Annotated in this window: 20 protein-coding genes; 9 read left to right on the top strand and 11 right to left on the bottom strand. The window is 40.1% G+C overall.

From position 1 onward, the window contains the following. Positions 1-56: 56 nt before the first annotated feature. The gene (locus E7B10_RS03110; RefSeq protein WP_004694940.1) at positions 57-1,424 is read right to left on the bottom strand and encodes an NCS2 family permease; all 1,368 of its coding nucleotides are present in this window, start codon (positions 1,422-1,424) and stop codon (positions 57-59) included. Between the two features lie 146 nt (positions 1,425-1,570). Here E7B10_RS03110 and E7B10_RS03105 point away from each other — a divergent pair, with 146 nt between their 5' ends. The 3 genes from E7B10_RS03105 (at position 1,571) to aroD (ending at position 4,602) form a co-directional block, all read left to right on the top strand. Further along, positions 1,571-1,990 (top strand): Rrf2 family transcriptional regulator, encoded by a 420-nt coding sequence (locus E7B10_RS03105; protein WP_004694942.1) that lies wholly within the window; start codon positions 1,571-1,573, stop codon positions 1,988-1,990. Between the two features lie 261 nt (positions 1,991-2,251). Then, positions 2,252-3,496 (top strand): MFS transporter, encoded by a 1,245-nt coding sequence (locus E7B10_RS03100; protein ID WP_038125678.1) that lies wholly within the window; start codon positions 2,252-2,254, stop codon positions 3,494-3,496. A gap of 311 nt (positions 3,497-3,807) precedes the next feature. Continuing rightward, positions 3,808-4,602 (top strand): type I 3-dehydroquinate dehydratase, encoded by a 795-nt coding sequence (gene aroD / locus E7B10_RS03095; protein ID WP_316055514.1) that lies wholly within the window; start codon positions 3,808-3,810, stop codon positions 4,600-4,602. 131 nt (positions 4,603-4,733) lie between these two features. Here the strand turns inward: aroD and E7B10_RS03090 are convergent, their stop codons facing one another. The 7 genes from E7B10_RS03090 to aroF form a co-directional block, all read right to left on the bottom strand. Beyond that, positions 4,734-5,339 carry a type II toxin-antitoxin system RelB/DinJ family antitoxin gene (locus tag E7B10_RS03090; RefSeq protein WP_316055480.1) on the bottom strand — a complete coding sequence of 202 codons (606 nt, stop codon included), beginning with the start codon at positions 5,337-5,339 and terminating at the stop codon, positions 4,734-4,736. 339 nt (positions 5,340-5,678) lie between these two features. Then, positions 5,679-6,914 (bottom strand): shikimate kinase, encoded by a 1,236-nt coding sequence (locus E7B10_RS03085; RefSeq protein WP_316055479.1) that lies wholly within the window; start codon positions 6,912-6,914, stop codon positions 5,679-5,681. A 124-nt stretch (positions 6,915-7,038) separates the two neighbouring features. Continuing rightward, positions 7,039-8,178: a bifunctional chorismate mutase/prephenate dehydratase gene (locus E7B10_RS03080; protein WP_008602300.1), complete on the bottom strand. Its 1,140-nt coding sequence runs from the start codon at positions 8,176-8,178 to the stop codon at positions 7,039-7,041. Then, positions 8,165-9,259: a chorismate synthase gene (gene aroC / locus E7B10_RS03075; RefSeq protein ID WP_316055478.1), complete on the bottom strand. Its 1,095-nt coding sequence runs from the start codon at positions 9,257-9,259 to the stop codon at positions 8,165-8,167. Before aroC ends, E7B10_RS03080 begins: the two co-directional genes overlap by 14 nt. 74 nt (positions 9,260-9,333) lie before the next feature. Continuing rightward, positions 9,334-10,602 (bottom strand): 3-phosphoshikimate 1-carboxyvinyltransferase, encoded by a 1,269-nt coding sequence (gene aroA / locus E7B10_RS03070; RefSeq protein WP_316055477.1) that lies wholly within the window; start codon positions 10,600-10,602, stop codon positions 9,334-9,336. 10 nt (positions 10,603-10,612) lie between these two features. After that, entirely contained in the window at positions 10,613-11,665 is a 1,053-nt protein-coding gene (gene aroB / locus E7B10_RS03065) for a 3-dehydroquinate synthase (RefSeq protein WP_316055476.1), read from the bottom strand. 74 nt (positions 11,666-11,739) lie between these two features. Next, entirely contained in the window at positions 11,740-12,753 is a 1,014-nt protein-coding gene (gene aroF / locus E7B10_RS03060) for a 3-deoxy-7-phosphoheptulonate synthase (RefSeq protein ID WP_101928505.1), read from the bottom strand. Positions 12,754-13,226: 473 nt separating this feature from the next. Between aroF and E7B10_RS03055 the strand changes: the two genes are divergently transcribed. Both E7B10_RS03055 and E7B10_RS03050 read left to right on the top strand, forming a co-directional pair. Next, positions 13,227-13,643 (top strand): GNAT family N-acetyltransferase, encoded by a 417-nt coding sequence (locus tag E7B10_RS03055; protein WP_004694957.1) that lies wholly within the window; start codon positions 13,227-13,229, stop codon positions 13,641-13,643. A 101-nt stretch (positions 13,644-13,744) separates the two neighbouring features. Beyond that, positions 13,745-14,203, top strand: coding sequence for a DIP1984 family protein (locus tag E7B10_RS03050; protein WP_101928504.1), 459 nt, complete (start codon positions 13,745-13,747; stop codon positions 14,201-14,203). Between the two features lie 380 nt (positions 14,204-14,583). On the opposite strand, the gene E7B10_RS03045 is transcribed toward E7B10_RS03050, so the two are convergent. The 3 genes from E7B10_RS03045 to E7B10_RS03035 form a co-directional block, all read right to left on the bottom strand. Further along, positions 14,584-15,612, bottom strand: coding sequence for a ribonucleotide-diphosphate reductase subunit beta (locus E7B10_RS03045; protein ID WP_058948130.1), 1,029 nt, complete (start codon positions 15,610-15,612; stop codon positions 14,584-14,586). A gap of 199 nt (positions 15,613-15,811) precedes the next feature. Beyond that, complete coding sequence (locus E7B10_RS03040; RefSeq protein WP_287510620.1) at positions 15,812-18,094, bottom strand: ribonucleoside-diphosphate reductase subunit alpha; 2,283 nt, start codon at positions 18,092-18,094, stop codon at positions 15,812-15,814. A 282-nt stretch (positions 18,095-18,376) separates the two neighbouring features. Further along, on the bottom strand, positions 18,377-19,936 hold the full coding sequence (locus E7B10_RS03035) for a hypothetical protein (RefSeq protein WP_287510619.1): 1,560 nt from the start codon (positions 19,934-19,936) through the stop codon (positions 18,377-18,379). Between the two features lie 149 nt (positions 19,937-20,085). Here E7B10_RS03035 and E7B10_RS03030 point away from each other — a divergent pair, with 149 nt between their 5' ends. The 4 genes from E7B10_RS03030 to E7B10_RS03015 all read left to right on the top strand — a co-directional run bounded on the left by E7B10_RS03030 (position 20,086) and on the right by E7B10_RS03015 (position 24,537). Continuing rightward, positions 20,086-21,258 (top strand): iron-containing alcohol dehydrogenase, encoded by a 1,173-nt coding sequence (locus E7B10_RS03030; protein WP_279008919.1) that lies wholly within the window; start codon positions 20,086-20,088, stop codon positions 21,256-21,258. Between the two features lie 24 nt (positions 21,259-21,282). Further along, a complete protein-coding gene (locus E7B10_RS03025) occupies positions 21,283-22,113 on the top strand; it encodes a hypothetical protein (protein WP_287510618.1) in 831 nt (276 codons plus the stop codon). A gap of 41 nt (positions 22,114-22,154) precedes the next feature. Continuing rightward, a complete protein-coding gene (locus E7B10_RS03020) occupies positions 22,155-23,021 on the top strand; it encodes a hypothetical protein (RefSeq protein ID WP_038125682.1) in 867 nt (288 codons plus the stop codon). 196 nt (positions 23,022-23,217) lie between these two features. Further along, a complete protein-coding gene (locus tag E7B10_RS03015) occupies positions 23,218-24,537 on the top strand; it encodes a dicarboxylate/amino acid:cation symporter (protein WP_287510616.1) in 1,320 nt (439 codons plus the stop codon). Positions 24,538-24,725 lie beyond the last annotated feature (188 nt).

Below are 24,725 nucleotides of genomic sequence, written 5' to 3'. Positions count from 1 at the left end.
TAGTTATCGAATATAAAGTAGCTTTCACTAATAGCATCATTATGGGTATACGTTAATTAGAAGAATACGTAACGGATAATAACGAGAACCGCCAATACGTACATAATCCAGTTAACTTCTTTTGCACGGCCTGCAATGATTTTGAGTAGAGGGTATGCAATGAGACCTGCAGAGATACCGTTAGCGATGCTGTATGTGAACGGCATCAATACGATAACGAGGAATGCAGGGAAGCCTTCAGTCCAATCATCGAAGTCGATGTTGCGAATGGCACCTAACATGAGGGCACCTACGATGATAAGAACAGGAGATGTGGCTGCATTTGGAACCAAGGATACCAATGGAGCCAAGAATAAGCAAATTAGGAAAAGTACGCCTGTTGTGACAGCTGTTAAACCTGTACGGCCGCCAGCCCCTACACCTGCAGCACTTTCAACGAAAGCCGTAATTGTAGAAGTACCGAGTAATGCACCGGCACTAACACCGATAGCATCTACGGTCATGGCTTTACCAAGACCGGGGAATTTACCAGATTTAGGATCTGCTATTTTCGCCTCTGTAGCGGTACCAATCAAAGTGCCCATAGAGTCGAATAATTCTACAAAGGTGAAGGAGAAGATAATCGTAATTAAGCCCATGTGAAGAGCACCAGGAATATCTAATTGCAAGAATGCTGCTTTAGAGAAATCAGGCACGGCCAATACGGTGAAGTTCTCAGGCATTGTGGAAAGGCCTGTCGCATAGGAGATGATTGTTGTTACTAAAACGCCGATCAAGAGCGAACCTTGAATTTTGCGAGCCATCAATAAAGCTGTAAAGATGAGGCTAAATAGTGCCAACAATGTTTCACCACTGTGCAAATTACCGAGCGTCAAAAGTGCCTCAGATGCTGGAGGAACTAGATTACCATGTGTCTGTACGACTTGACCCAAGGAGTTTGGAGACAAACTTATGGAGATAGCCATCAAGCCGGATAACTTTAAACCGATGATAGAAATGAAAAGACCAATACCAACGGTAATGGCAATTTTCATGGAGGCTGGGATACCTTCAACGATCATTTGTCGTATTGATGTCAATGTTAATACGAGGAAAACGAGACCAGAAATGAATACCGCACCTAATGCTGTTTGCCAAGATACGCCCATACCGAGAACTACAGTAAAGGAGTAAAATGCCAAGAGGCCAACTCCTGGAGCGAGAGCAATTGGGTAGTTTACGAATAAACCCATAGCAATCGTCACAAGACCCCCACCTAAGGCTGTGGCAATGAGGACCGCATCCTTATCCATACCTGCAAGACTAAGAATGTTTGGCGCCAAGAATAGGATGTACGCCATCGTGATAAACGTAGTGATACCTGCTAAAATTTCTGTTTTAACGGTTGTACCACGTTCACTGAGTTGAAATAATTTATCTAACATTAGATAAAATCCTCCCTATATGAAATTAAAATCATACCTAAATAAAGATATTTCGATATATGTATAGTGTATCATATTTCCCACCATTTTTTGTATGAATTTGTGATATACTATTAATATATTATGAATGATATAGAGGTTAACTTATGAAAATATCTACAAAAGGGCGTTATGCCTTACGGATATTGGCGGATATTGCAGAACATGGGGTAGAAAAAAATGTACCAATTCGTGAGATTGCAGAACGCCAAGGATTTTCCGATAAATATTTAGAGGGGATTGTATCTCGATTATCCTCCGCGGGCCTCGTTAAAAGTGGACGTGGTAAATATGGAGGATATCGTTTGGTGAAATCTCCGGCTGAATACAATGTATATGAAATTTTATATGCCGCAGAGGACTCCATTGCTCTCGTGTCTTGTTTAGAAGATGATGTAGAACCGTGTCCTATGTTTAATGACTGCTTGACAGCTCCATTGTGGCAGTATTTACAAGATGAGTTCCGACATGTTATGGAACATGTTTCCTTGCAAGATGTAATGGATCATAAATTTCCTACGGAATAATTGATAGCTCGGAAACTTTAGTTTGAATGATCTTTGAGGATTACTACATTGTATACCTATATTTTAGGTATTTTTTATGGAAAGAGTCGCGTTTCGTATGCGGCTCTTCTTTATATATGAAATTAAAATGTAATAACATCTTATGAATAGTAACATAGATTGAAATCTAAGTAGAATCGTAATTTAAATGGAACTGTAATTAAAAGTGATTTATGTGTATATTAGTTTATCTAAACGATTTTATGCGGAAGGGAGGGTACCATGAGTACAAGTGTATATGATGCTCGAGGTGGCATGCGCAACGTGTGGATTATCACAACTAGTATGACGGTGCTAGCCATATGTTATACAATGATAATTCCTTTTTTGCCAATATATTTATTGGAACTCGGTGTTCCAAAGGATGATGTGGCACTTTGGTCTGGTCTCGTCTTTGGTATTACATTCCTAATCGCTGGCATTATGGCGCCAATTTGGGGCAAAATTGCAGATAATAAAGGGAAAAAGCGGATGGCTTTGCGCGCTGGTTTTGCCATTGCTGTCAGTTATGTTCTCATCGGCATGGTAACGGATCAGTATCAATTGTTAATGGGGCGTGCTTTAGTTGGGTTCGCTAATGGTTTCTATCCTGCAGCGATGACCATGGTCTCCCTCAGTGTGGATGAAAAACAGGTAGGCCGTGCCCTCGGCATATTCCAAACAGGTCTAATTTTAGGTAATGTCGTCGGTCCATTTTTGGGCGGTGCCGTTGAAAGTGTTGTAGGTATGCGCCCTGTATTTTATATATCTGGTATAGCCGTATTCATTGCTACTTTAGCGGTATTGTTTCTTGTAAAAGAACCAAAACTAGAAGTTGAAAATACAACTTCTAAGGAGCAGTCCAAACAGCCGGTAAAAGCTACATCCTTGCGAGAAGATTTTAAGTCGGTTCAAGAACAACCTGTATTAGTAAGACTTTTATGGATTTACTTCTTTATGCAATGTGTCATCATGATGCTACAGCCTATTTTGGCGCTTTATGTAGGTGATATGCAAGGCACTATGGAAGGGGCAGCCATCATTTCAGGTACAATCCTCAGCATCGGTGGTTTAGCCGGTTCCTTAACGACCAATATATGGGTGCGCCTCGGTGAGCGTCGTGGGTACTTTAGAACCATTTCCTACTGTATGCTTGGTAGTGGTGTTGTTCTCTTACTTCAAAGCTTACCAGTAGGTATTTGGTGGTTTGGTGTACTACAAGTGCTAATTGGTTCTTGTATTGTGGGCATCAACCCATCTTTGAGTGCAGCCGTAACTCTTAATACAGAACCAGGCTTTAGAGGTCGCATGTTTGGTATGACGACGACGGCCCAACAATTCGGTTCTATGGTAGGGCCTGTGTTCGCAAGTATTGTATCTACCTACATTGGGATATCCTATGTATTTAGTATTACAGGTTTGTTATTACTCTATATGGGATTCCAATCACGGAAACTATCCGTACAACATGATAAATATAGTGTGTGAATTAGAGTCTAACAAGCTCCTTACTAATATATATTGGTAAGGAGCTTTTACTTTTTTAGGCTATTTTTATAATACGAGGCTTTCAGATACAGACCGTTTATTGGTAAGAGGTCTTAATCTAGGGTATAAGAAAAAGTGATGTTAATCGTTAATCTAAGAATACTGTTTTAGTGCATAATAGTAGGCTTTCATACGTTTTTAGTGAATAGCAATCCAATATGGGCCGATTGATTGCTTTTACAAAAATATTGGTATATAGTTAGTTTAAGGTAAGTCACTAGTCTCACCGTGTGGGACAGAAAGGAGTTATTATGGTCCGTATCGGTCATACTGTACTCGGAGAAAAGGGTACAAAAATATGCGTGCCTATTGTGGGCACAACAATGAAAGAGATTCTGGATGCCACCGCAGTAGCATGTAATACACCGTGTCACATAGTAGAGCTACGCATTGACTATTTCGAGCGGGCCCACTCCATTGATGCTATTATTGAACTATTAATGCTCATCAAGCCACAACTGAAAGGTCGTGGATTGCTCTTTACATGGCGCACAAAAGGTGAAGGTGGGGAAAGAACGATTTCTACACAAGATTACTTTACAATGCTAGAACGTTTGATTCCTACAGGATTGGTGGATGCTATCGATATTGAGCTGTTTTTTGATCAAGATAGAATGCTTAAAACGATAGAGTTTGCTAAGATTCATGGAATCACTATTATCATGAGCAACCATGATTTCCACTGTACACCGAGTCGTGAAGTCATTGTAAATCGACTTATTCAAATGAAAGAGTTCTTGGCCGATGTGCCAAAGATTGCCGTTATGCCTCACACAACTGGTGATGTATTGACGCTACTTGAAGCAACTACTGAAGTGAAAGCTTTGTATCCTTCGGATCCAATTATTACGATGGCAATGGGAGAACTAGGTGCTGTTACACGCACTGCAGGTGCTCTATTTGGAAATGCCATGACCTTTGCCTCTGCTGGTAAAGCATCGGCGCCAGGTCAAATCGATGTACATGCTTTAAAACGAATTCTAGATACCATCGACGTAGATGGTGTATTTGACGAACAACAACATAAACGGGTAAAAGTGCATTAAAAAAGTCGGCGAAAGCCGACTTTTTTATATGTTTTGTATTTCTTGTAGTATATTCATTTTTGAAGGGCGGATATAAAAAATATATATGTTATTATTAATGACTTTATATAGAATATTTCAGCTCTCCATATTTATAAATCTTCAAGGAGTTCATTAAAAATTTTTTCCGCAGGTTCACCAATTTCTTTTTCTGCTTGATTTAGCCCTAATTGTATTCTTGTAGTTAAATCTTCTTCAGTCCAGAAATCATTATTAATAGCATCAATCCATTCTGGACGGAGGATAGTAGGTGGAATATCCTTATTAAATTGTATTTGTTTAGATACAAGTGTAACTGTTTGTGACATGGTTAATCCCATTTCTTTTAGAATAGCTGTTGTTAGTGTCTTAACTTTAGGATTGATACGGATGTTAAGAACTCCTGTCTTATCGATTGTATCGAAGGATATTTCTTGATTTTCTTCTCTTGGTGTACTATATGCACCTATATGATCTGAGGCTTTTAATGTAGTTTGTGGTTGTTCATAGGTGCCGTTGTTGAGTGTGCTTGGTGTAGGTGTTTCATCTATAGGTGCCGTTGGTAACGCAATGGCAAACGGAATGCGACGTTCTTTGATGATTTGACGAAATAGTGCGTCTAACATGGAGGTATAGGATAGACCTTGTGCTTTCAATATACTGGATACTTCTTGTTTTAGATCTTCGTTGATGCGGACTTGTAGGTTTACGGTTTTCATAATGCCTCCTATTTATGGTCGTCACGTTAAGACTATTGCTTATAGAAATTAGTTCATTGTATTTTGATAGTTCCATGGTGAAAGCTATTTTAAATTCTTTATGTAATTACATTGTAATTGCTAAAGTGATTTTCTACCAATATATATAATACATAGGACACATAAAAAAGCAGTAGTTATCTTGAGGATAGCTACTGCTTTTCAGTTTATATCATTGATGTCATGATATGAGTTTTAGTTTTATCTAAGAATACAGATGTAAATGCTCTTACTTCTAAAGATGTAGAAGCCCGTACTTATATAGAGGAAATAATCTTATAAATACCGTTATATAAACTCTTACAATAAGTTTGCTTCGAAGTCTTCTAGTATAGCTGCCACTGTTTCCGGTGCATTACGATTATGTTCTACGATGCATTGTGCAAAGCTTTTATACATTGGAGTGCGAGTTTCTTCGAGTTCACGTAAACGTTCTATGCCGCCACTAGAGAGAACACGACCTGACGTAGATAGTTTTTCTACAGGTTGCGTTAATTGGTAAATACGACCATTTTGGCGTAGATGTGCATAGTTTTTAGGTACTGTTACACAGCCGCCACCAGTGGAGATGACAAGGCCAGTTTCTGTGCCTAATTTTGCAATCATTTCTGCTTCTTTTTCACGGAATGCTGCTTCCCCTTGCTCCGTAATATATGTGGATATATCACCGATTTCTTTTGCTAACTCTTGATCGACATCAATACAAGTACGGCCCATCTCTTTGCCGATTGCCTTGCCTACAGTTGTTTTCCCAACACCAGGCATGCCGATGAGGATGATATTTTCCTTTTCACGGCGCATATCTCGCAAAATTTGCTCGATTTCCTTGGTGCCAAAGCTTTCACCTTGGAAATGATTAGCTGCCTCAACGCCTTGTGCCACGAGGAAAGGTAGACCATCACAATGAGGAATATCCATCATTTCTGCTTGTAAAAGCAAAACGGTACGGCGCGGATTGTAGATGAGATCTACAACGCCTTCTAATTTGGAAAATTGCATAATATCTATCAGGCTAGCCGGATTATGCGGATACATCCCGATAGGCGTGCAGTTAATGATAATCTGTGCTGTTTCGTAGTAATTAGGTGCATCGGTATAGAGCGGAGCTGTTTTACGGGATAGATGCGTGATGCTCTTAGCACCTAGATCTTCAAGAGCCACGTGAACGGTAGCAGAAGATGCGCCATCGCCAAGGATGATACATTCCTTACCGGATACATCGATACCAGCGTGTTTTAGGGTGAATACAAATCCATCGTAGTCTGTATTGTAACCATGCCATTTGCCGTCTTTACGGACCATCGTGTTTACACAGCCAATGCGTTCCGCGCGAGGGTCAACTACATCGCAAGCCTCAAGGGCATTCACCTTGTAAGGGAAGGTAATATTAATACCTTGTAATTCTGGATTTGCGAAGAACTCTTGCAGTTGGCTCGGTTCTCGTTCAAATAATTCATAATTAGTATTTCCCAAAGCATTGTGGATGCGTGGGGAAAAGCTATGGCCCAACGTACGGCCAAGTAAACCAAATTTCATAGGACCTCCTAGGTCAATATACACAAAATGGCTAATAGGCTGTCACCTATTAGCCATTGGAGTTTTAAAACTATATCCATTGTACTATATATGCCATTAATAAGCACTACCATAGAGGAAAATATTAATTTTCAGGATAATTACCGAGCAAGCGGAATTTATCTTGCGATGCGTGGAGCTCTGCCAACACGGAGAGTACTTTTGGATCTGCTAAGGATGCTTCCAAATCGAGGTAGAACAAGAATTCAAAGTTATGTCCTACGATAGGGCGGGACTCAAGTTTTGTAAGGTTCACACCGATGTTAGCAAATTTGGTGAGCAATGTACCAAGGCCCCCTGGAGCATGGCTTGCTGTCGTTACTACTGAGATTTTATTAGCTCCTGGGTATACGTGGAAGTCCTTACTAATACAGATAAAGCGCGTATAGTTGTTGTCGCTATTTTGGATGTTTCTTAGCAATGGAGACAAATTATATAGGTCTGCACATTGCGGTGCTGCGATAGCTGCCACCCCTGGGTCATCACTAGCCGCAACGAGCTGTGCAGCTCGAGCCGTGTTATCATAGGAGCGTAATTCTACGCCCTCTAACTTATCTAGGAAGTGACTGCATTGGCCCAACGCTTGAGGGTGGGAAATTATGGTATGAATATCTTCTAGTTTTGTTCCTTTTTTCACGAGCAAGTCGTGAGAAATCCAAAGGCGTGTGCCGCGAACGATATAGCATTTGCGCTCTTCTAAGAGGTCATATACTTCTTTAACAGAACCATTGGAGCTGTTTTCAATAGGCAATACACCGAATTGACATTCCCCTGACTCTACGGCATCGAATACGGCACGGAAACCCGTTACATAATGGATTTGGCTGAGAGGTAATAATTTATCACACGCCATTTGAGCATTGCTGCCGAATACGCCGGCGCAAGCTACACTGCCCCGTTGAGGTGGCAAAGTAGGAGATTGCTCGATGGCTTTTTTCATTTTCAAAGTAAATTCATTGTCTTGGAATAGTTGCTCAGATTGGTATGTACGACTCAAGCTAAATAATGCTTCAAAAAAGCGTCGTGCATATAGATCGAGGTCTGGACCTGCATCTTTTGTTACCTTGTCGAGGATGTCGCGCTCTCGTTTGGCATCGTAAATAGCCTTATTCATTTCTTTTTTTGCAGCCGCTACGTCCTTAGAGAGTTCCATGCGCTCTTTGAAGAGGGCAAGCATTTGGTCGTTTATATCGTTAATCTTAACGCGTACTTCATCTAAGTTCATGGTCAATATCTCCTAAGAAATCAAGAATGACAAGGGCCGTAACGGCTTCGATAACAGGTACAGCACGAAGCGCTACACATGGGTCGTGACGACCTTTAATGGTGAGCAACGTGTCCTCTTTTTTTGAAAGAGACACAGAATGTTGTTCCTTATAAATGGATGGAGTAGGCTTGATGCCCACTTGCATAATGAGGGGCAAGCCGTTGGTGATACCGCCTTGAATGCCACCGCTATTATTGGTAGTTGTTGTGATTGTATCGCCGTCCATGGTAAAAGCATCGTTTACTTCTGATCCAAGGCGAGAACACATGTCGAAGCCACCGCCAAAGGACACGCCTTTGATGGCAGGTACGCCAAAGATAACGCGAGCTAATCGGTTTTCAATGCCATCAAAGTTTGGATTGCCAAGTCCAATTGGTAGACCTGTAGCCACAACTTCAACAATACCACCCGTAGAGTCGCCATCTTTTTTTAGTTTCATGACAAAGTTTTCTACTTCAAAACGCTTGTCTGCATCGAGCATAGCAATTGGTTCTGTAGCAATTTCACGGAGTGCTTTCATATCTGGATGAACCATATCGATAGGAGTATCTTGGATTGTACCAACTTGTTTTAAATGGCCGTGAATTTCGATACCTTTTTCACGCAATAACTGTAGTGCAATGCCACCAGCTACGCAAAGAGGTGCTGTAAGACGTGCCGAGAAGTGGCCGCCACCGCGCATATCTACCTTGTCACCATAGCGCATGCGAGCCGTAAAGTCCGCGTGCGATGGACGAGGTATGTCGCGCAAGTTATTGTAATCGCTAGAGTGCTGAGAGGTGTTGCGAATCATAAATGCCAATGGAGATCCACTGAGCATGCCATCTACCATACCTGCTAAGAATTCAGGTATATCGGCTTCTTTACGTTGTGTTTGTAATTGGTTTTGACCTGGCGCACGGCGCTTTAAGAAGGCTTGTAGCTCGTCGATGTCGATGGTATGTCCACAAGGCAGGCCTTCCACGATACCACCGATGGCGTACCCATGAGACGCGCCAAAGGTAGATACTTGTATGGTTTTACCGAAATTAGATGCCATTATATTAACTCCTACTTATAGTATGTATGACTAGTATTCTTATCTATTGAAACGCATTAGCTGTGACTAGGACGCTATACTTGCTGTGCATTGCCACCTAGCATGTTCCAGTCCTCGAAAAAGTCAGGATAGGATTTTGTAATAGCTTCGCTATCTTGTAAGATGACAGGGGTTTCACTAATGAGAGCCATCAATGTGCCTGCCATAACGAGGCGATGGTCGTTAACACAATCACCTTGTCCTCCTTTTAGTATACCACTACCGATGATATATAGGTCATCACCATCTTCGCGAACCGTGCCTCCTAAATCTCTGACGAGATTAGCAACGGTTTCGAGGCGATCTGATTCTTTTAACCGTAGGCGAGCACCATTAACAAAGGAGCTTTCACCTTGGATAGAGCAAGCGAGGGCTGCCATAACTGGCAACATATCGGGCATTTGCTCGAGGTCGGCATGGATTGGCTTACTAGCGCGACCTGATACAGTGATATTCATGTCGTCCCATGTAATAGTGCACCCTGAGGATTCGATGACCTGCATGATGCGGCGGTCAGCTTGTACAGAATTCTGGTTCATACCCGTAATGGTAATAGGTTGGCCTGTCATAGCGGCAGCAACCATCCAAATCGCTGTATTGGACCAATCGCTTTCGATTTGGTAATTACTTTGACCTTTAAAAGTAGCATTAGCAGTTACCGTAAAGGATTCTTGTACTGTGCCACGTGCGGGTGTATGGTCAACGGTTACGCCGAAGTCTGCCATCGTTGTAGTCGTCAATGTTACATAGTCGCTAGATTGAAGTTGTGTAGTAGATGTAACTGTAGCGCCTCCACATTGTGGGGCTGCTAACAATAATCCAGAGAAAAACTGGCTACTCACATCGCCAACCATGCTAAATTGACCACCTTGGAGAAGACTTGTCATAGTGAATGGTGGTTTATCTTGGGAGAATGTTACGCCGTGAGCTTTCATTTCACCGAGCATGGGTTCTAAAGGGCGATCTGGTAAACGCCCCTTTGCATCCACATCTACCTCATTACAAATGGATGCTGCCACTGGTAATAAGAGGCGCAATGTGGTACCAGATTCATGGGGAACTACATTGCCCTTTGTTGGTGCAGGACCAGGTGTAACAGTGACAACTTTATTTTCATACACAACGTGTGCGCCTAAGCCTCGTAAGGAGTCCATAGTTGCATCGATGTCTTTAGAGGTGCGGCTCAGTAGTATGGTAGATGGTGAGCTGGCGAGAGCGGCACAAATCAATGCACGGTGCGCATGAGCTTTTGCAGGAATGGACGCGATAGTCCCAGTAGGGATGGCGTTCGTTACAGAATGCATATAAATCTCCTTAATCTAAATAGGTAGCAAGTTCCTCGTGCGTTACTACCTTGAGTTCACTGTGACCATAGCTAGTAGGTACTACGATTTTAATGGTTGCTCCTTCGCTTTTTTTGTCGTGCTTAGCGGCAGCTAGAATCTCTTCTTTGCAAATTGTTGTTGTGGTTGGCAAATCGTGTGCTTTGATGAGGGCTTTTAATTTCTCTAAAGCCTCTGCATCTAATTCTCCATGTTTGACAGCACCTTGTGCCATGAGGACCATGCCAATGGCAACGGCATAACCGTGATGCACCTCGAAATGACTCGCTTTTTCGATGCCGTGACCAAAGGTATGACCCAGGTTTAAGAGGGCACGAACGCCAGATTCGCGTTCGTCTTGTTCCACGATATCCGCTTTTGCTTGTACGCAGCGGGCAATAACGCCACTTACACTACCGCGATGTTTAATTAGTGGTCTATTCTCAAGTTGCGTGAGTAAGCCCGGTACGTCTAGAAAGCCATATTTGATAATTTCACCGTATCCATTAATCCATTCCATTTCAGGTAATGTATTGAGTGTAGCTGGATCACAAAGGACTAGAATTGGTTGTTTGAAAGCGCCCCATAGGTTTTTGCCGGCTTCGAGATTGACTGCAGTTTTACCACCTACAGACGAGTCTACTGCGGCTAATAGGGATGTAGGAACCTGAACATAGTCGATACCACGTAAATAGGTCGCTGCCGCAAATCCTGCCATATCGCCTACAACACCGCCGCCAAGGGCGATGAGCAAGTCTTTGCGAGTCAATGATTGGGCCGCCATGTATTCTACTAAATTGATGAGTTGATGAGCATTTTTGGAGCTTTCACCAGCAGGAAAAACATAATCACAAACAGTATAACCCGCATGTTCCATATTAGCTTTCACAGAGTCCAAATAGTGGGGCGCTACATTGCTATCGCTGACGATGATAACACGGCAATTTGGTTTTAATGGTTTAATATAATCGGTGATGCGTTGTAAAGCGCCTTCCTCGATGACAACATCATACGGTGTAGATGCATTAATATGGATGCGAGTCATAACGGTTCCTTTCTTAAAAGAATAAGCTAGTATCTATTATAACGGATACTAGCTTATTTGTGTGATATGTAAGATTATTTAGTGCATTCTACCAATGCTTGGCGTAACGCATTAATTTCTTTCATAAGGCTAGTGAATTGGTCTGGACGCAATGCTTGCGGACCGTCGCACAATGCTTTGGCTGGATCGTTGTGAACTTCGATCATAAGGCCGTCTGCACCGCCGCCTACGGATGCAAGTGAAAGCGGACGAACCATGCGGCTCATACCTGCTGCGTGGCTAGGGTCCATGATAATTGGCAAGTGAGATAATTCATGCATCATAGGAATTGCTGTTACATCTAAGGTATTGCGAGTCTTTGTTTCGAATGTGCGGATACCGCGCTCGCATAATACAATTTGTTCATTGCCTTCGGACATGATGTACTCAGCAGCCATCAACCATTCTTCGTATGTTGCAGATAAACCACGTTTTAAAAGAACTGGTTTATTTAATTTGCCCACTTCTTTTAAAAGCGTGAAGTTTTGCATGTTACGAGCACCGATTTGAAGCATATCTACATTATCAAAGTATTGTAATTGGGAGATATCCATAACCTCAGAAACGATAGGAAGACCTGTTTCTTTTTTAGCAAGCTCTAATAACTCTAAGCCTTCTGGGCCCATACCTTGGAAGGAGTATGGGGATGTACGAGGTTTGAAAGCGCCGCCACGAAGGATTGTAGCACCAGCTTCTTTACATGCTTTAGCAGTGGCTAATACTTGTTCAGGTGTTTCCACAGAGCAAGGACCGGCCATTACTGCGAAGTGGCCACCACCGATAAGTGCACCACCTACATTGATTACAGAATCATCGGGATGGAACTTGCGGTTTGCTTTTTTGTATGGCTCTTGAATGCGAGTTACTTTATCTACGAAATCTAGGGACTCGATTTGACGCGCATCAAGAGATGCAGTATCACCAATCAGACCTAGAATATTGTATCGTGTTCCTTCTACTGGGTGGATAACAAATCCTTGAGCCTCTAATTCACTGCGTAAACGAGATACTTCTTCCGCTGCTGCATTTTGTTTCAATGTAATAATCATGATAATTCCTCCTTGTAACTACAGTGAATAGTTGGGCTGACCATACGGATAGCAAACAAAAAGGGCTACCCGTAATCTAATACGGGTAGCCCTTTTACTATTCTAAGCAACTAATGTTGAATAATCCTTTATTAGCGCATCACAAATAGTTCCTTACCCGTACGTTGGATAAAGAACCAATAAAAGTATTGCTTTGCTGTGAGGCTAATTTGGTTAGTCATCTTTGGTTGCTCCTTTCTAAAATGTTGGGTATAGTATAAACCCAAATGATAAAATTATGCAATACCTAAAAGTGAATTTCATGGAAGTTTTAAAATATTTTTGATGTGGGAATTAATAGGAACTGAGGTGCTTTGTGGTATTAATCGTATTTTTGATATAATAAAAACAAGAAGTTTTCATTGTTTATAGAGTATTTCGTAATACGCCTAAATCAATTCTTATAAATATGCTTATAATCAGAAAGGGCACCTATGATTATTCAAATCTTAGATCATATAACAGAGGAAATAAAACAAATTCGTGTCGATGTATTTATAAAAGAACAAGGGTTTGAAGACGAGTTTGATGAAATCGATGAGACTGCAAAGTTTGTGCTCTTATCCATTGATGGTAAAGCGGCTGGTACGTGTCGATATTTTCCCAGTGACACAGCTGGAGATGCACATATTGGGCGTATGGCGGTACGCAAGTTGTATCGTGGACAACATTTAGGTACTAAGATCATGATGGCCGCCGAAAATGCTATTCGTCGTGACGGCTTTAAGACGTGCTCCTTGTCAGCGCAAGTACAGGCCAAACCATTCTATGAATCCCTTGGATATCGTGCTGAAGGGGACGAATACCTTGATGAAGGCTGTCCGCATGTGATGATGCGGAAAGTATTATAAGCCGTTCAATAGTGTTGTATAATAAGAATTGATGGATATATTATTATTGTACATAGTATTTTATAAGTAAATTGATATATCTTTTTGAGAGGTGAGAGTTTATGAAACTAGCAGAAGCATTACAAGAACGATCTGATTTAAATTATAAAATAAGCGATTTAGAGCTTCGCTTAACTCAAAATAGTTTAGTGCAAGAAGGGGAAGTACCGAATGAGAACCCTGAAGAACTTTTGAAAACATTAGAACAATGTGTAAATAGACTTCAAAAATTAATTGCAGATATTAATTTAACAAATTGCAAAACTATTATAGAAGGTCGATCTATTACTGAAATCATTGCCGAAAAAGATTGCGCTGCTTTGCGCCTAACTGCTTATCGAACTTTGGCATCTAGCGCAGGAAGTATCAATTTCCGTGCGAGAGGGTCTGAGATTAAGCTAATGCCGACTGTGAATGTGGCAGACATCCAAAAAGAAGCTGATCATATCGCAAAACAAGTACGTTTATTAGACAATCTATTGCAGTCTGCTAACTGGACAACTGAATTGATTGAAAGCTGATAATAGTTGGTAGTTTGAAACAGGGTGGACACAAAAACTTTTGCTTTTACCAAGCTTATTATGAATACATTCATGGGGCGAATGAAAATCTACGGTGTAGGCCTATTTGCGCACAAATGTATTGATATAATTTACAATGTATAACCATGTGTCAACTGTAAAACGAGGGTGGCGTTTGGGGACTATATTTCTAGCAACATATACACTGATATGATAGTTTTTTGTTTTTTAGAGATAAATAGGAGAGAGCTGTTTAAATTTGCAGCAATTCCTCATAACTAAGGTTTAAATAATCATGAAAAAAGAGCTGATAGCGTTATAGCTATTAGCTCTTTTCTATTGGCTCGTATGTCCTTAGATATTGTATTTTATAACGTCTATTATTCTAAATCGTCAAAATCAAATGCCGCTGCTTTTGTATAGTTTGTAACTTTAGCTTCGAAGAAGTCAGTTTTTGTGCTATTCAAGTTAGAAAAGCTTTCGATCCACTCCATTGGATTATCCTTGATTTCAGGATATAAATGAGGTAAGCCGATTGCTTCTAAGCGGATATTGGCAAGGTATTTGATGTAGCGCTCGATAAGAACGTTGTTAAGGCCGAGGATTTTATCGTCGGTGATGTATTGACCCCAAGCGATTTCGTTTTCTGTACCTTGACGAATCATGTCCGTAATTTTCGCCTCTAATTCAGGTGTAAATAAATCAGGGCGTTCACGGCGTAACTCACGGATGATGTTTTGGAACAATACAAGGTGAGTTACTTCATCGCGATTGATATATTTGAAGATAGTGGATGTAGCTGTCATCTTGCCTTGACGTGCCAAAGTGTAGAAGAAGCTAAAGCCAGAGTAGAAGTAGATGCCTTCTAAGATATAGTTAGCGATGATTGTATGAATGAGATTTGCTTCGCTAGGCTCATCACTGAAACGTTGGTATGCATCGGCGATGAAACGGTTACGTTCAAGCAATGTTTTATCTGTACGCCATTCATCATAGATTTTGTCACGTGTAATAGGATTTGTTACAGTGTCCAAAATGTAGGAATAACTTTGAGCGTGAATTTCTTCTTGGAATGCTTGGATATTCAATAAGGATGCCACTTCAGATGCTGTAATATAGCGGCTCAAATTAGGCAAGTTTTCAGATTGAATGGAATCAAGGAAGTTCAAGAACGCAATAATTTTATCAAAGGCACGACGTTCATAATCTGTTAAATATGGGAATTGTTTAACGTCTTCGTTCAAGGAAATTTCTTCCGGAATCCAGAAGTTGTTGAGCATCGTACGGTACATTTGGTTTGCCCAGTCGTACTTGATACGATTCCACTCGCGAAGGTTCGTGGTATTACCGCCAATCATAGATTGCGTGCCACGGTCACCATTTTCGTTGAAAATCAGTTTTTTATCCATAGTAGGACTCCTTTATACGATGATGCGACCTATACTGCTATAGGTCGTCATCAGATTTACATTGTTCGTGAAAGCATCTTTCCCGAGTTTAGTGCTCTCTAGTTATAGAGCATATTTTTTGTAAACTATGGCAATGATATCTTTAACTTTTACCATAGCTTAAATTGCATTATAGAATGTAGCGTGTATCTATCCTATATTAGGAGGAACAGCTTGTGCATTCATCCATTTCAAGGGATTGATTGCGGATGTAGTAGATTGTTTTAATCCCTTGTTTGTAGGCTTCTACGTAAAGGTCAAGAATTTCTTTCGCTTTCATTTGAGGCGTGATATACAAGTTGAAAGATTGTGCTTGGTCAATATGACGTTGACGTACGCCACAAGCTTTGATGGACCATTGTTGGTCGATTGTATGTGCCTCTTTGTATAGCCAGAATGTTTTGTCGTTCAAATCTGGTGCCGTTTTTGGTGTGAAAGAACCTTTCTTCTCTTCGATGAAGAATTTTTTGAAGATAGGGTCGATACCAGCTGTTGTATTAGCGATGTTGGATGTAGAACCTGTAGGAGCTACGGCCATCAAGTAACCGTTGCGGATACCGTATTTTGCAACATCTGCAGCGAGTTGTTTCCAACGATCAGATATGTAGCCACGACGTGTGAAGTATTCACCAGTTTCCCATTCGGAACCTTTGAATGCTGGGTACGCGCCTTTTTCTTTTGCAAGCTCCATAGAAGCTTTAATCGCATAGAATGCAATGTTTTCAAATAATTTGTCCGCTACTTCGATGTGTTCATCAGATTCCCATTGGATATCATGGTTTACAAGGTAGTGGTGATAACCAGACGTACCAAGACCGATAGCGCGGTATTTATCAGAAGTCATGCGAGACTCTGGTACTGGTGCTTGGTTGATGGAGATAACATTGTCTAACATACGAATTTGAAGGGCAATGTTTTCTTCCAACTCTTCGTCTGTAATACGGCCAAGACTGATAGAGTTCAAGTTACATGTAACCATGTCGCCTGTATTTGTTTTAGTAGTAATTGTACCGTCTTCGTTGATGATTTCTTCAGCAAGATTAGTGAAGCCAACGTTTTGTGCGATTTCGTGACACAAGTTGGACGCGTAAATCATACCTGCATGTTTGTTAGGATTTGCAGCGTTTACAGTGTCGCGGAAGAAGATAAATGGCGTACCAGTTTCAACAGCGGAGCGCATGATTTTTTTCATCATGTCCAACGCTGGCACTTCGATGCCGTGTAAATTAGGATCTTGTTCACATTCGATATAGCGTTTCGTGAACTCTTTTTCGTCCTCTGTATCGAAGTAGTCCTCTAAAGAGTAGCCTTTTACAGCTAAAATTTCATGAGGGTCGAAGAGGGTGAAGTTTTCACGAGCTAACATACGTTCCATGAAGATGTTTGGAACGGAAATAGCAGGGAATATATCGTGCGCTTTACGGCGGTCATCACCGTTATTTGTACGAAGTTCTACGAATTCGTAGAAGTCTTTGTGCCAAATATCAAGTGTTACTGTAGCGCCGCCCTTACGTTTACCCAATTGGTCTACTGCAACAGCTGTATCATTGTACAAGCGAATCCAAGGAATAACGCCGCCAGAGGAGTTTTTAAAACCGCGGATATCGGAGTTCAATGCACGAACTTTACCAAGGTAGATACCAAGAGCACCACCGTGTTTAGATACGCGAGAGAACTTGCTATTTACGTCGTAGATAGACCATAAATTGTCGTCTACACCAGAGATAAAGCAAGAGGACAATTGGTGGAATGGTGTACCAGCATTTGCCAAAGTAGGTGTAGCTGTCGTCATTTTTAATTGGCTCATCAAATCGTAGAATTTCTTAGCGTATTTTACTTTATTTTCCCCTTCTACAAGAGCCAAATGCATTGCGATAGCCATGAAACGTTCTTGCGGTAATTCAAAGATTTCTTTGTTGAAGCCTTTTACTAAGTAACGGTCAGCCAATAATTTGAGACCTTCATAGTTGAAGAGATAGTCGCGCTTAGGTTTGATGTAATCGCCTAATTCTTGTAATTCGTCAGCGGTGTATTCTGTAACGAAGAAGTCTGCGTATTTTTTCTCTTCTACAAGCATGTTTACAAGATTTGGAAAGTTGCCGTAGCCAAATGCTTTGTAACGACGAGTAATAGCGGCTTCTTTATAGAGATCGAACAAGAATAGGCGGGCTGCTACGAACTGCCAATCTTGGTTCATTTTATTAACTTGGTTGCCGAAGCCGTCGTCTTTTTTAGATATAACTTTTTCGATGGCTGTTTGGACTAAAGTTTTTTGAATTTCTTTAGTGGTCATGCCATCAACGAATTGCAACTTCGCATCCATTTCCAATTCTAGTGGATCACAAGAATCTAACCCCAAACATGCGAAGGCTATCATTCGTTTCGTTTTTTCAACGGACAACGGCTCGAAATGGCCATCCCGTTTCTTGATCATAATCTCCATTACTGTTCCCCTTGAGAGCAAAAAGTCATAAAACTGTTAATATAGTCGTATAAGCATATATAAGATTAGAATGAATTATATAAATTATCTTTAAGTTGAGTCTAATCAGAAAAATAAGAAAACTACTATATATGGTAGTTTTCTTATCTAGCTTATACATTATGTTACGATTATAGCGAAAAATTTCTATATAATCAATATTGACATTTGTAAAATTTTTAATATAGTTTCGCAAAAAATGTTGATATGGTTAAAGATGCGTGAAATTACTGGATTTTATAATTAATTATATAATACGCTAAAAATAATTCTTCGTGCACTGTCTTGATATGCGTAGTAGGAGTGGATTAAGAGTTTATATCCCGTGCCTTCTATAATGACTGAATCTGAAGCCGTTTTTGGCACAGTGAGGAATTTTTCATATATATGATGAACCTCGGTCACGCCATTTGGTAGAGATACCTCTAAATCAAGCCCTTCATTGATGAATCTAAAGTTGATCGATTCATATGACGCTGTTGGTATGTCAGCTGTACTATCAGTAGGCTCACGTACCTCTAATTCAATGTTAGAAATGAATTTATTATATCCTACAAGCGAAATAACATGTGGTTCTTCAACGGCCGTAAAGCTAATAAACTGAATATTTCGTTCCTTATATATTTCCGTTGCTCCTAGTTTTGAATAATCCCCCTGTATAATCGTCCTGCCATAGTCTGTAAAATCAGGGTTAAATGTTTCTGTAATAGGCAAGTATACGTGCCATTGACCGTCAATTTTCGTATAGTTTGTAAACTCTCGATGGGATGTGTAACCGATAAAAGGCATTAAAAGGACTGCACCTAGGGCGAGTGCCATAATCGTTGTATGGATCGATGGAGTCAAACGCTTTACAAAGGAATATACGTTATGTGCTAAGAAGATTAGATTGAATGCGGCTACGTAAATCGTATTGAGCCAGAGTACAGGCTCATTTATTACGCGTTTGCCAATCAGGATTAGGCACAATATTGTAATCGTAATAAATAAGAAACATAGGATCCTTTGTGTCTTGCTGCTTTCACTAGATCTGAAACTAGCCAAGTAAAATAGATAGAAAATGGCTACATACGGATAATATGTATAAAGGAACCGCGCATCTTCGCGGAGGCCTAAGAGAATCAATACCAAGTAGATATTAGCTAGAATACCTGTAATGATGGAAGCCTTTGGTAGTATGATTCCAAAAACAACATTATAGAATGTATTTGGTTCTGGTGGTCCATCAGGCTCCTCTTTGTAAGTGCACAGCATGGACATACAGATAAATATATTGATAGCGGCTAATACTTTAAAGATTAGATCATCAAAGGTAAATGGTTTGTTCAGAATGATGAAGAAAAACCATAGAGTCATGATTATGACGACATTATACAGTGTTGATGTAACAATGGTAATACCAATCCGTTTCAGGCGATTGATGATTTCGCCAATGTAGTATTCTCCAGGCGATGTAAAATATAGAGCAATCATAGAGTACAGCCATAGATATGATATGTTTTCTGTGGCTAGCTCGATGCCTCGTATGTGATGGTACGTTTCATGAATCGTATATAGACCAACGCTGATGCCTATGCTTAATAATGTATATACTATGGAGTACTTTCGATCTCGTGTTATATATGATTGTAGTATGACGATGAAGAAATACAGCCCATAGAACCAAAGGTCTATATCGGCAAACCAATCTTGCTCTAGATAAAACGGTGTACATGAAAATACGGCAATTAATGCTAGTAATATAGGTGACTGCGTAGCTAGGTCCCGCAGCGAAGACCATAAATGTGTAATTGCAAATTTCATAGATTCTCTCCCTCTATAAAAATAAATGACCCCCCTCTTATCTGTAGTATACATGTTTTCTAGTGAAAGTCCTATGAGGTTTTACAGGCGTCTGAATTTACATTACAATAACATTAAGAGCTAGTATTTATAGAAAAGAGGTCGTTCACATGGAGTTCTCTTATTTTTTACCAGTACATATCCAATTTGGTTGGGATAAAGTCGATAGTGTTGCTAGTTTTGCTAAGCCTTATGGCAATAAAGCGCTAATCGTAACAGGGCGGACAAGTGCCAAAAAATCTGGACTATATGACCGTGTGACAGCAAAACTTGATGCGGCACATATTGAACATGTGCTGTTTGATCAAGTGGATGCCAATCCTTTAACGACGACTGCATTGGACGGCGCTGCTTTAGCTAAATCTGAAAGCTGTGATATGGTCGTTGCCATTGGTGGCGGCTCTATCATGGACTGTGCAAAAGGCATTGCATTTATGGCCGTTAACGAAGGTGATATTAATGACTATATCTTTAACCGTAAAATCAGTGATAAGGCGTTGCCTCTTATTGTAATTCCTACAACCTGTGGCACCGGCTCTGAAGGCAATGGTTTCGGGGTGCTTACCAATCCTGAAACGGGAGACAAGAAATCCTTGCGATGTAATGCCATCGTACCAAAAGTATCCATCGTAGATCCGGCAGTGATGGGCACAATGCCGCCCCATGTATTGGCATCTGTGGGCTTTGATGCACTCTGTCATAATATCGAGGCGTATACCTCTAAAACGGCACAACCTTTTACGGATGCATTAGCTCATTATGCGGTAACCTTATTAGCACAATATCTTGTGCCACTATATAAACATGTGAAAGCAATGGCTGAAGGTAAATCAGCTGTTCTCAACGAAACTCAACTTACAAAAGCTTGGGAGTCCGTTACATTGGCTAGCACAATTGGAGGCATGGTTATTAATACTGCCGGTGTAACACTTGCTCATGGCATGGAACATCCTGCTAGTGGGCTTAAGGATATTACCCACGGTGTAGGCCTTGCCGTTATTGAACCTGTTGCAGTGGAATATACATGGAGTGCAAACCCTGATAAGTTTGGTGCCTTAGCTCGTATATTCAACCATGGAGATGGCTCCGAACTAGGTGAAGCATTACGTTTGATTGTACATGACCTGGATCTTACCACGAACCTTACAGAACTAGGCTTAACGAAAAAAGACATTCCTTGGCTCGTCGATAACGTATACGTTGTAGCTACCGGGAATATTGCTAATACAGTGGCCAATGTGAGTCGGGAAGATATAGAAATGTTGTATAAGAAAATGTTCTAAGTATTGTCATGATAGGAGAGAGTTTTGTTTCAAGGATTTTATGGCCTATTAACGGTTATGCTATGTGTGTTGTTTGCAGTTGTGGCAACCCTATTTAATATAGCGCCTATTACATACATGGTTTTTGGTATAGCTATAGTATTGAGTGTGTTACTGCAATATGGTCGCTTTAAGAAACGAACTATATCTGAAAGAGCCTATAATCGATTGGCTTGTGGTTTGTTTGTTGTCATAACCCTTTGTATATCTTGGCTCGTAGCTGATTGGCTTAAATATGATACTCAAACGACTCGTGATCAAACTGATGGTTTTGAGTTTAGTACGATGGATTGGAAACGTGGTTGGCCTGATAGTGATGAATTACCAGAAGGATTAAAGCGTCCTAGTGTACTTCCAGAAGGGATTATTAGAGCCTCAGCATCTGGTGATGACTTAGCTTGGGCGGGTGCATATCCTACGAAATATACCGTTTTAGAAGGGGACCCTGCAGTTATTGCACAGTATGAGAAAATTGCAAAGGCACAAGCTACTTATCAAGTACAAATCGATAAGCATGGTGTTTTACGTGATTTAAATACGGGAGAACGAAAAACGTCAATATCTCATCCGAGTGAATATAATATTATTGAAAGTATAAATGAAGAACCAATAAATCTACCTAAGCGAGATTTTGTTGAATGGTTGCGCTTTGCACCTAGAAAAGAAACAAAAACGGTGGTTAATCAAAGTACTAGCTCCGTTCGTAATCATAGACTATATGTATTTGTAGATAATGGTGATATAAAAAGGCCTCATTTTGTAGAACTGTTAATCAATGATGATGGGACTCGAGCTGTGTTTTATCAGTCGAATTAAAATACTTAAGACTTTTACAAATTCGATTGTGGAGAGTGTATATGCGACAGTGTTTAATGTATTTAAAGAATTTGTTTACTGAGCCTCCATATAGAAAAAGTATATGGTTCTTTATAATTCTTTGGATACTAACATTTTTGTTTTCGGATGAGATATCATATTCTGGGTTATACTATCTGATTTTGTTAGTAGCTACGATTGTGTTATTGCTTGAAAAATGTGGAGTAATCGATAGTGAGAAAGCTATACGAAAAAGATTTTTAACATATTTTTATGTAATCTTTTTCCTGTGTATGCTTCCTACATTAGCTGTTAATTTAGCATTTTCTGCTATAGGGGTATCTCATTATGATACAAAACAGTGGCACTCTACATGGCCCTCATCTAAAGCGGGGTATATTCCGGCTCCATTACAAACACCTAAGTCTTTACCAGAGAGCTTGAAAGTGGTTTCTTCTGCTGAGGTAATTGGATTGGGTGGGAGTTATAGTTGCTTGGTATTAGATGGTGATAAAGCTACTATTTCACAGTATGAGGAAACTGTTAAATCTCATGCTTGGTATTCGTTTGTAAATGGTAGGAAAAATGATAGTACCTTTAAAGCACTTAATTCATTTACATATCCAAAGGATAGAAATTTATTAGTTAGTGACGTGAATGAATATTATGAGATTATTACCGTTCAACGACAAAACTGGAAATTATTTCCCTGGGTAATTGATGGTACACAGAGTGTCGGTGATGATCCTAAGGAAGATTATTATTATAGTACTCGGATATCAGCTGAGAAATATATAGTATATGTTGTTTACCATAACTTTGATCATGACCAGCCTAGAGTCATTTACTTTATGTTTAATCCAGAGCAAACGCGAATGATTACTGTAGATATAGATATGTATCATTAGTTTTTATTAGAATGTCTATATAAAATTGAAATAATACTTGAATATATTATAATGTGTTCAAATATTGGAATTGACAATTTTAAATCATATCTCTATAATGTGAATTAAAGAGAGACTCGGATATTCACTGTCCCAGCCCTAGGGCTGGGATTTCTTTTTTAGTCTCTAGTAGTTTAGTTTGTAGAGAGGTGTTATCATGGCAGATCAAAACAACAAAAATGTGGATGCCTTAGCGCAAGAGATTACCTTAAAAAGTCGTGGCCAAGGTAAATTGCGTCAGTTCATTTTATGGATGGGGGCACTCATCATTGGTGCTATCTTAGGATGGCAACATATTCCGGCTTTAAATGAGCTCTTTAATTTTATTGCAGCGGTCTTTACCCGTTTGTTCCAATTTATCGCAATTCCAACCGTATCCTTAGCGGTAATTACAACATTATCCATGCTAGGTGCTAAAAAGGATACAGGTCGTATCTTTGGACACGCTGTAGTGTATACCTTGCTAACTACAATCTGTGCGGCAGCTGTAGGACTTGGCTTATTCCTATGGATTGCACCAGGTAACTTACCGCTTGATGTAATCGGTGCCGGTGCAGCTCAAGTGCCTGAAAAACTTGGCAATGTTACGTATTATGATCATTTCTTATCTGTTATTCCAAACAATATCTTGCAACCATACTTACAAGCCAATGTATTGTCTGTAATGTTTATTTCTGCTTCCGTTGGTTTAGCCTTTGCGTTCATGCCACGCACTGAAAATCGCGAAGCGGTGTTGAAAGTCTTATTTGGTTTACAAGAATTACTATTTACATTGATTAAAGCATTACTTTATGTATTGCCAATCGGTATCCTCGCCTTTGCAGGTCAATTATCTGCACAAATTGAAGCGGGCGTAATTGTTGGTGCTTTAGGTAAATATACGGCTGTTGTTATCGGTGGTAACTTGATCCAATTCTTTATCGTAATTCCATTGTTCTTGTTATTCCGAGGTTTGAACCCTGTGGACGTATTCCGCAAAATGTCTCCAGCCGTAGCTGTTGCGTTGTTCACAAAATCTTCTGCTGCAACTTTGCCTGTTACATTGGCATCTGCTGAGGATAATTTGAAAGCTCATCCTGCAGTAGCTCGTTTCGTATTGCCAATTTGTACAACTATTAATATGAATGGTTGCGCAGCTTTCATTCTTGTCACATCTTTATTCGTAATGCAAAATGCGGGAATGGAATTGACTATGGGCACAATGGTGGCCTGGTTATTTATTGCTGTTCTCGCTGCGATTGGTAATGCGGGCGTTCCAATGGGTTGTTATTTCTTAACCTTATCCTTGATGAGTTCCATCGGTGTACCAATTGGTTTGCTTGGTATCATCTTGCCAATCTATACGATTATCGATATGATTGAAACCGCTGAAAACGTATGGTCTGATGCATCTGTATGTGCCATGGTTGACCATGACCTTCAAGGTAAATTGGACGACTCTAGCGGCGACGATATGCCTCAATTCCAAGGTGCTTAAATTCGTAGGTTAGATAAACTTAAGAAAATACTTAATTATATAACTCAAATAAAAGGTTATCCTGTAAGGGGATAACCTTTTTTATCTGCTAGATTGATTGTAATTATATAATGATAATTTCAACTAAAAATATAGATGCTAAAAGACTAAAATTCAAAACTAAATTATATTTTTAAAAACTAACAATA

Origin of the sequence: Veillonella sp., from assembly GCF_032470285.1 — a bacterium.
Taxonomy (GTDB): Bacteria; Bacillota; Negativicutes; order Veillonellales; family Veillonellaceae; genus Veillonella.
This window is presented reverse-complemented; position numbering and strand designations above follow the sequence as displayed.

Bases quoted from the DNA above. Each gene is read 5' to 3' on its own strand.
- E7B10_RS03110 (WP_004694940.1), bottom strand. From the start codon at position 1,424: ATGTTAGATAAATTATTTCAACTCAGTGAACGTGGTACAACCGTTAAA.
- E7B10_RS03105 (WP_004694942.1), top strand. From the start codon at position 1,571: ATGAAAATATCTACAAAAGGGCGTTATGCCTTACGGATATTGGCGGAT.
- E7B10_RS03100 (WP_038125678.1), top strand. From the start codon at position 2,252: ATGAGTACAAGTGTATATGATGCTCGAGGTGGCATGCGCAACGTGTGG.
- aroD (WP_316055514.1), top strand. From the start codon at position 3,808: ATGGTCCGTATCGGTCATACTGTACTCGGAGAAAAGGGTACAAAAATA.
- E7B10_RS03090 (WP_316055480.1), bottom strand. From the start codon at position 5,339: ATGAAAACCGTAAACCTACAAGTCCGCATCAACGAAGATCTAAAACAA.
- E7B10_RS03085 (WP_316055479.1), bottom strand. From the start codon at position 6,914: ATGAAATTTGGTTTACTTGGCCGTACGTTGGGCCATAGCTTTTCCCCA.
- E7B10_RS03080 (WP_008602300.1), bottom strand. From the start codon at position 8,178: ATGAACTTAGATGAAGTACGCGTTAAGATTAACGATATAAACGACCAA.
- aroC (WP_316055478.1), bottom strand. From the start codon at position 9,259: ATGGCATCTAATTTCGGTAAAACCATACAAGTATCTACCTTTGGCGCG.
- aroA (WP_316055477.1), bottom strand. From the start codon at position 10,602: ATGCATTCTGTAACGAACGCCATCCCTACTGGGACTATCGCGTCCATT.
- aroB (WP_316055476.1), bottom strand. From the start codon at position 11,665: ATGACTCGCATCCATATTAATGCATCTACACCGTATGATGTTGTCATC.
- aroF (WP_101928505.1), bottom strand. From the start codon at position 12,753: ATGATTATTACATTGAAACAAAATGCAGCAGCGGAAGAAGTATCTCGT.
- E7B10_RS03055 (WP_004694957.1), top strand. From the start codon at position 13,227: ATGATTATTCAAATCTTAGATCATATAACAGAGGAAATAAAACAAATT.
- E7B10_RS03050 (WP_101928504.1), top strand. From the start codon at position 13,745: ATGAAACTAGCAGAAGCATTACAAGAACGATCTGATTTAAATTATAAA.
- E7B10_RS03045 (WP_058948130.1), bottom strand. From the start codon at position 15,612: ATGGATAAAAAACTGATTTTCAACGAAAATGGTGACCGTGGCACGCAA.
- E7B10_RS03040 (WP_287510620.1), bottom strand. From the start codon at position 18,094: ATGGAGATTATGATCAAGAAACGGGATGGCCATTTCGAGCCGTTGTCC.
- E7B10_RS03035 (WP_287510619.1), bottom strand. From the start codon at position 19,936: ATGAAATTTGCAATTACACATTTATGGTCTTCGCTGCGGGACCTAGCT.
- E7B10_RS03030 (WP_279008919.1), top strand. From the start codon at position 20,086: ATGGAGTTCTCTTATTTTTTACCAGTACATATCCAATTTGGTTGGGAT.
- E7B10_RS03020 (WP_038125682.1), top strand. From the start codon at position 22,155: ATGCGACAGTGTTTAATGTATTTAAAGAATTTGTTTACTGAGCCTCCA.
- E7B10_RS03015 (WP_287510616.1), top strand. From the start codon at position 23,218: ATGGCAGATCAAAACAACAAAAATGTGGATGCCTTAGCGCAAGAGATT.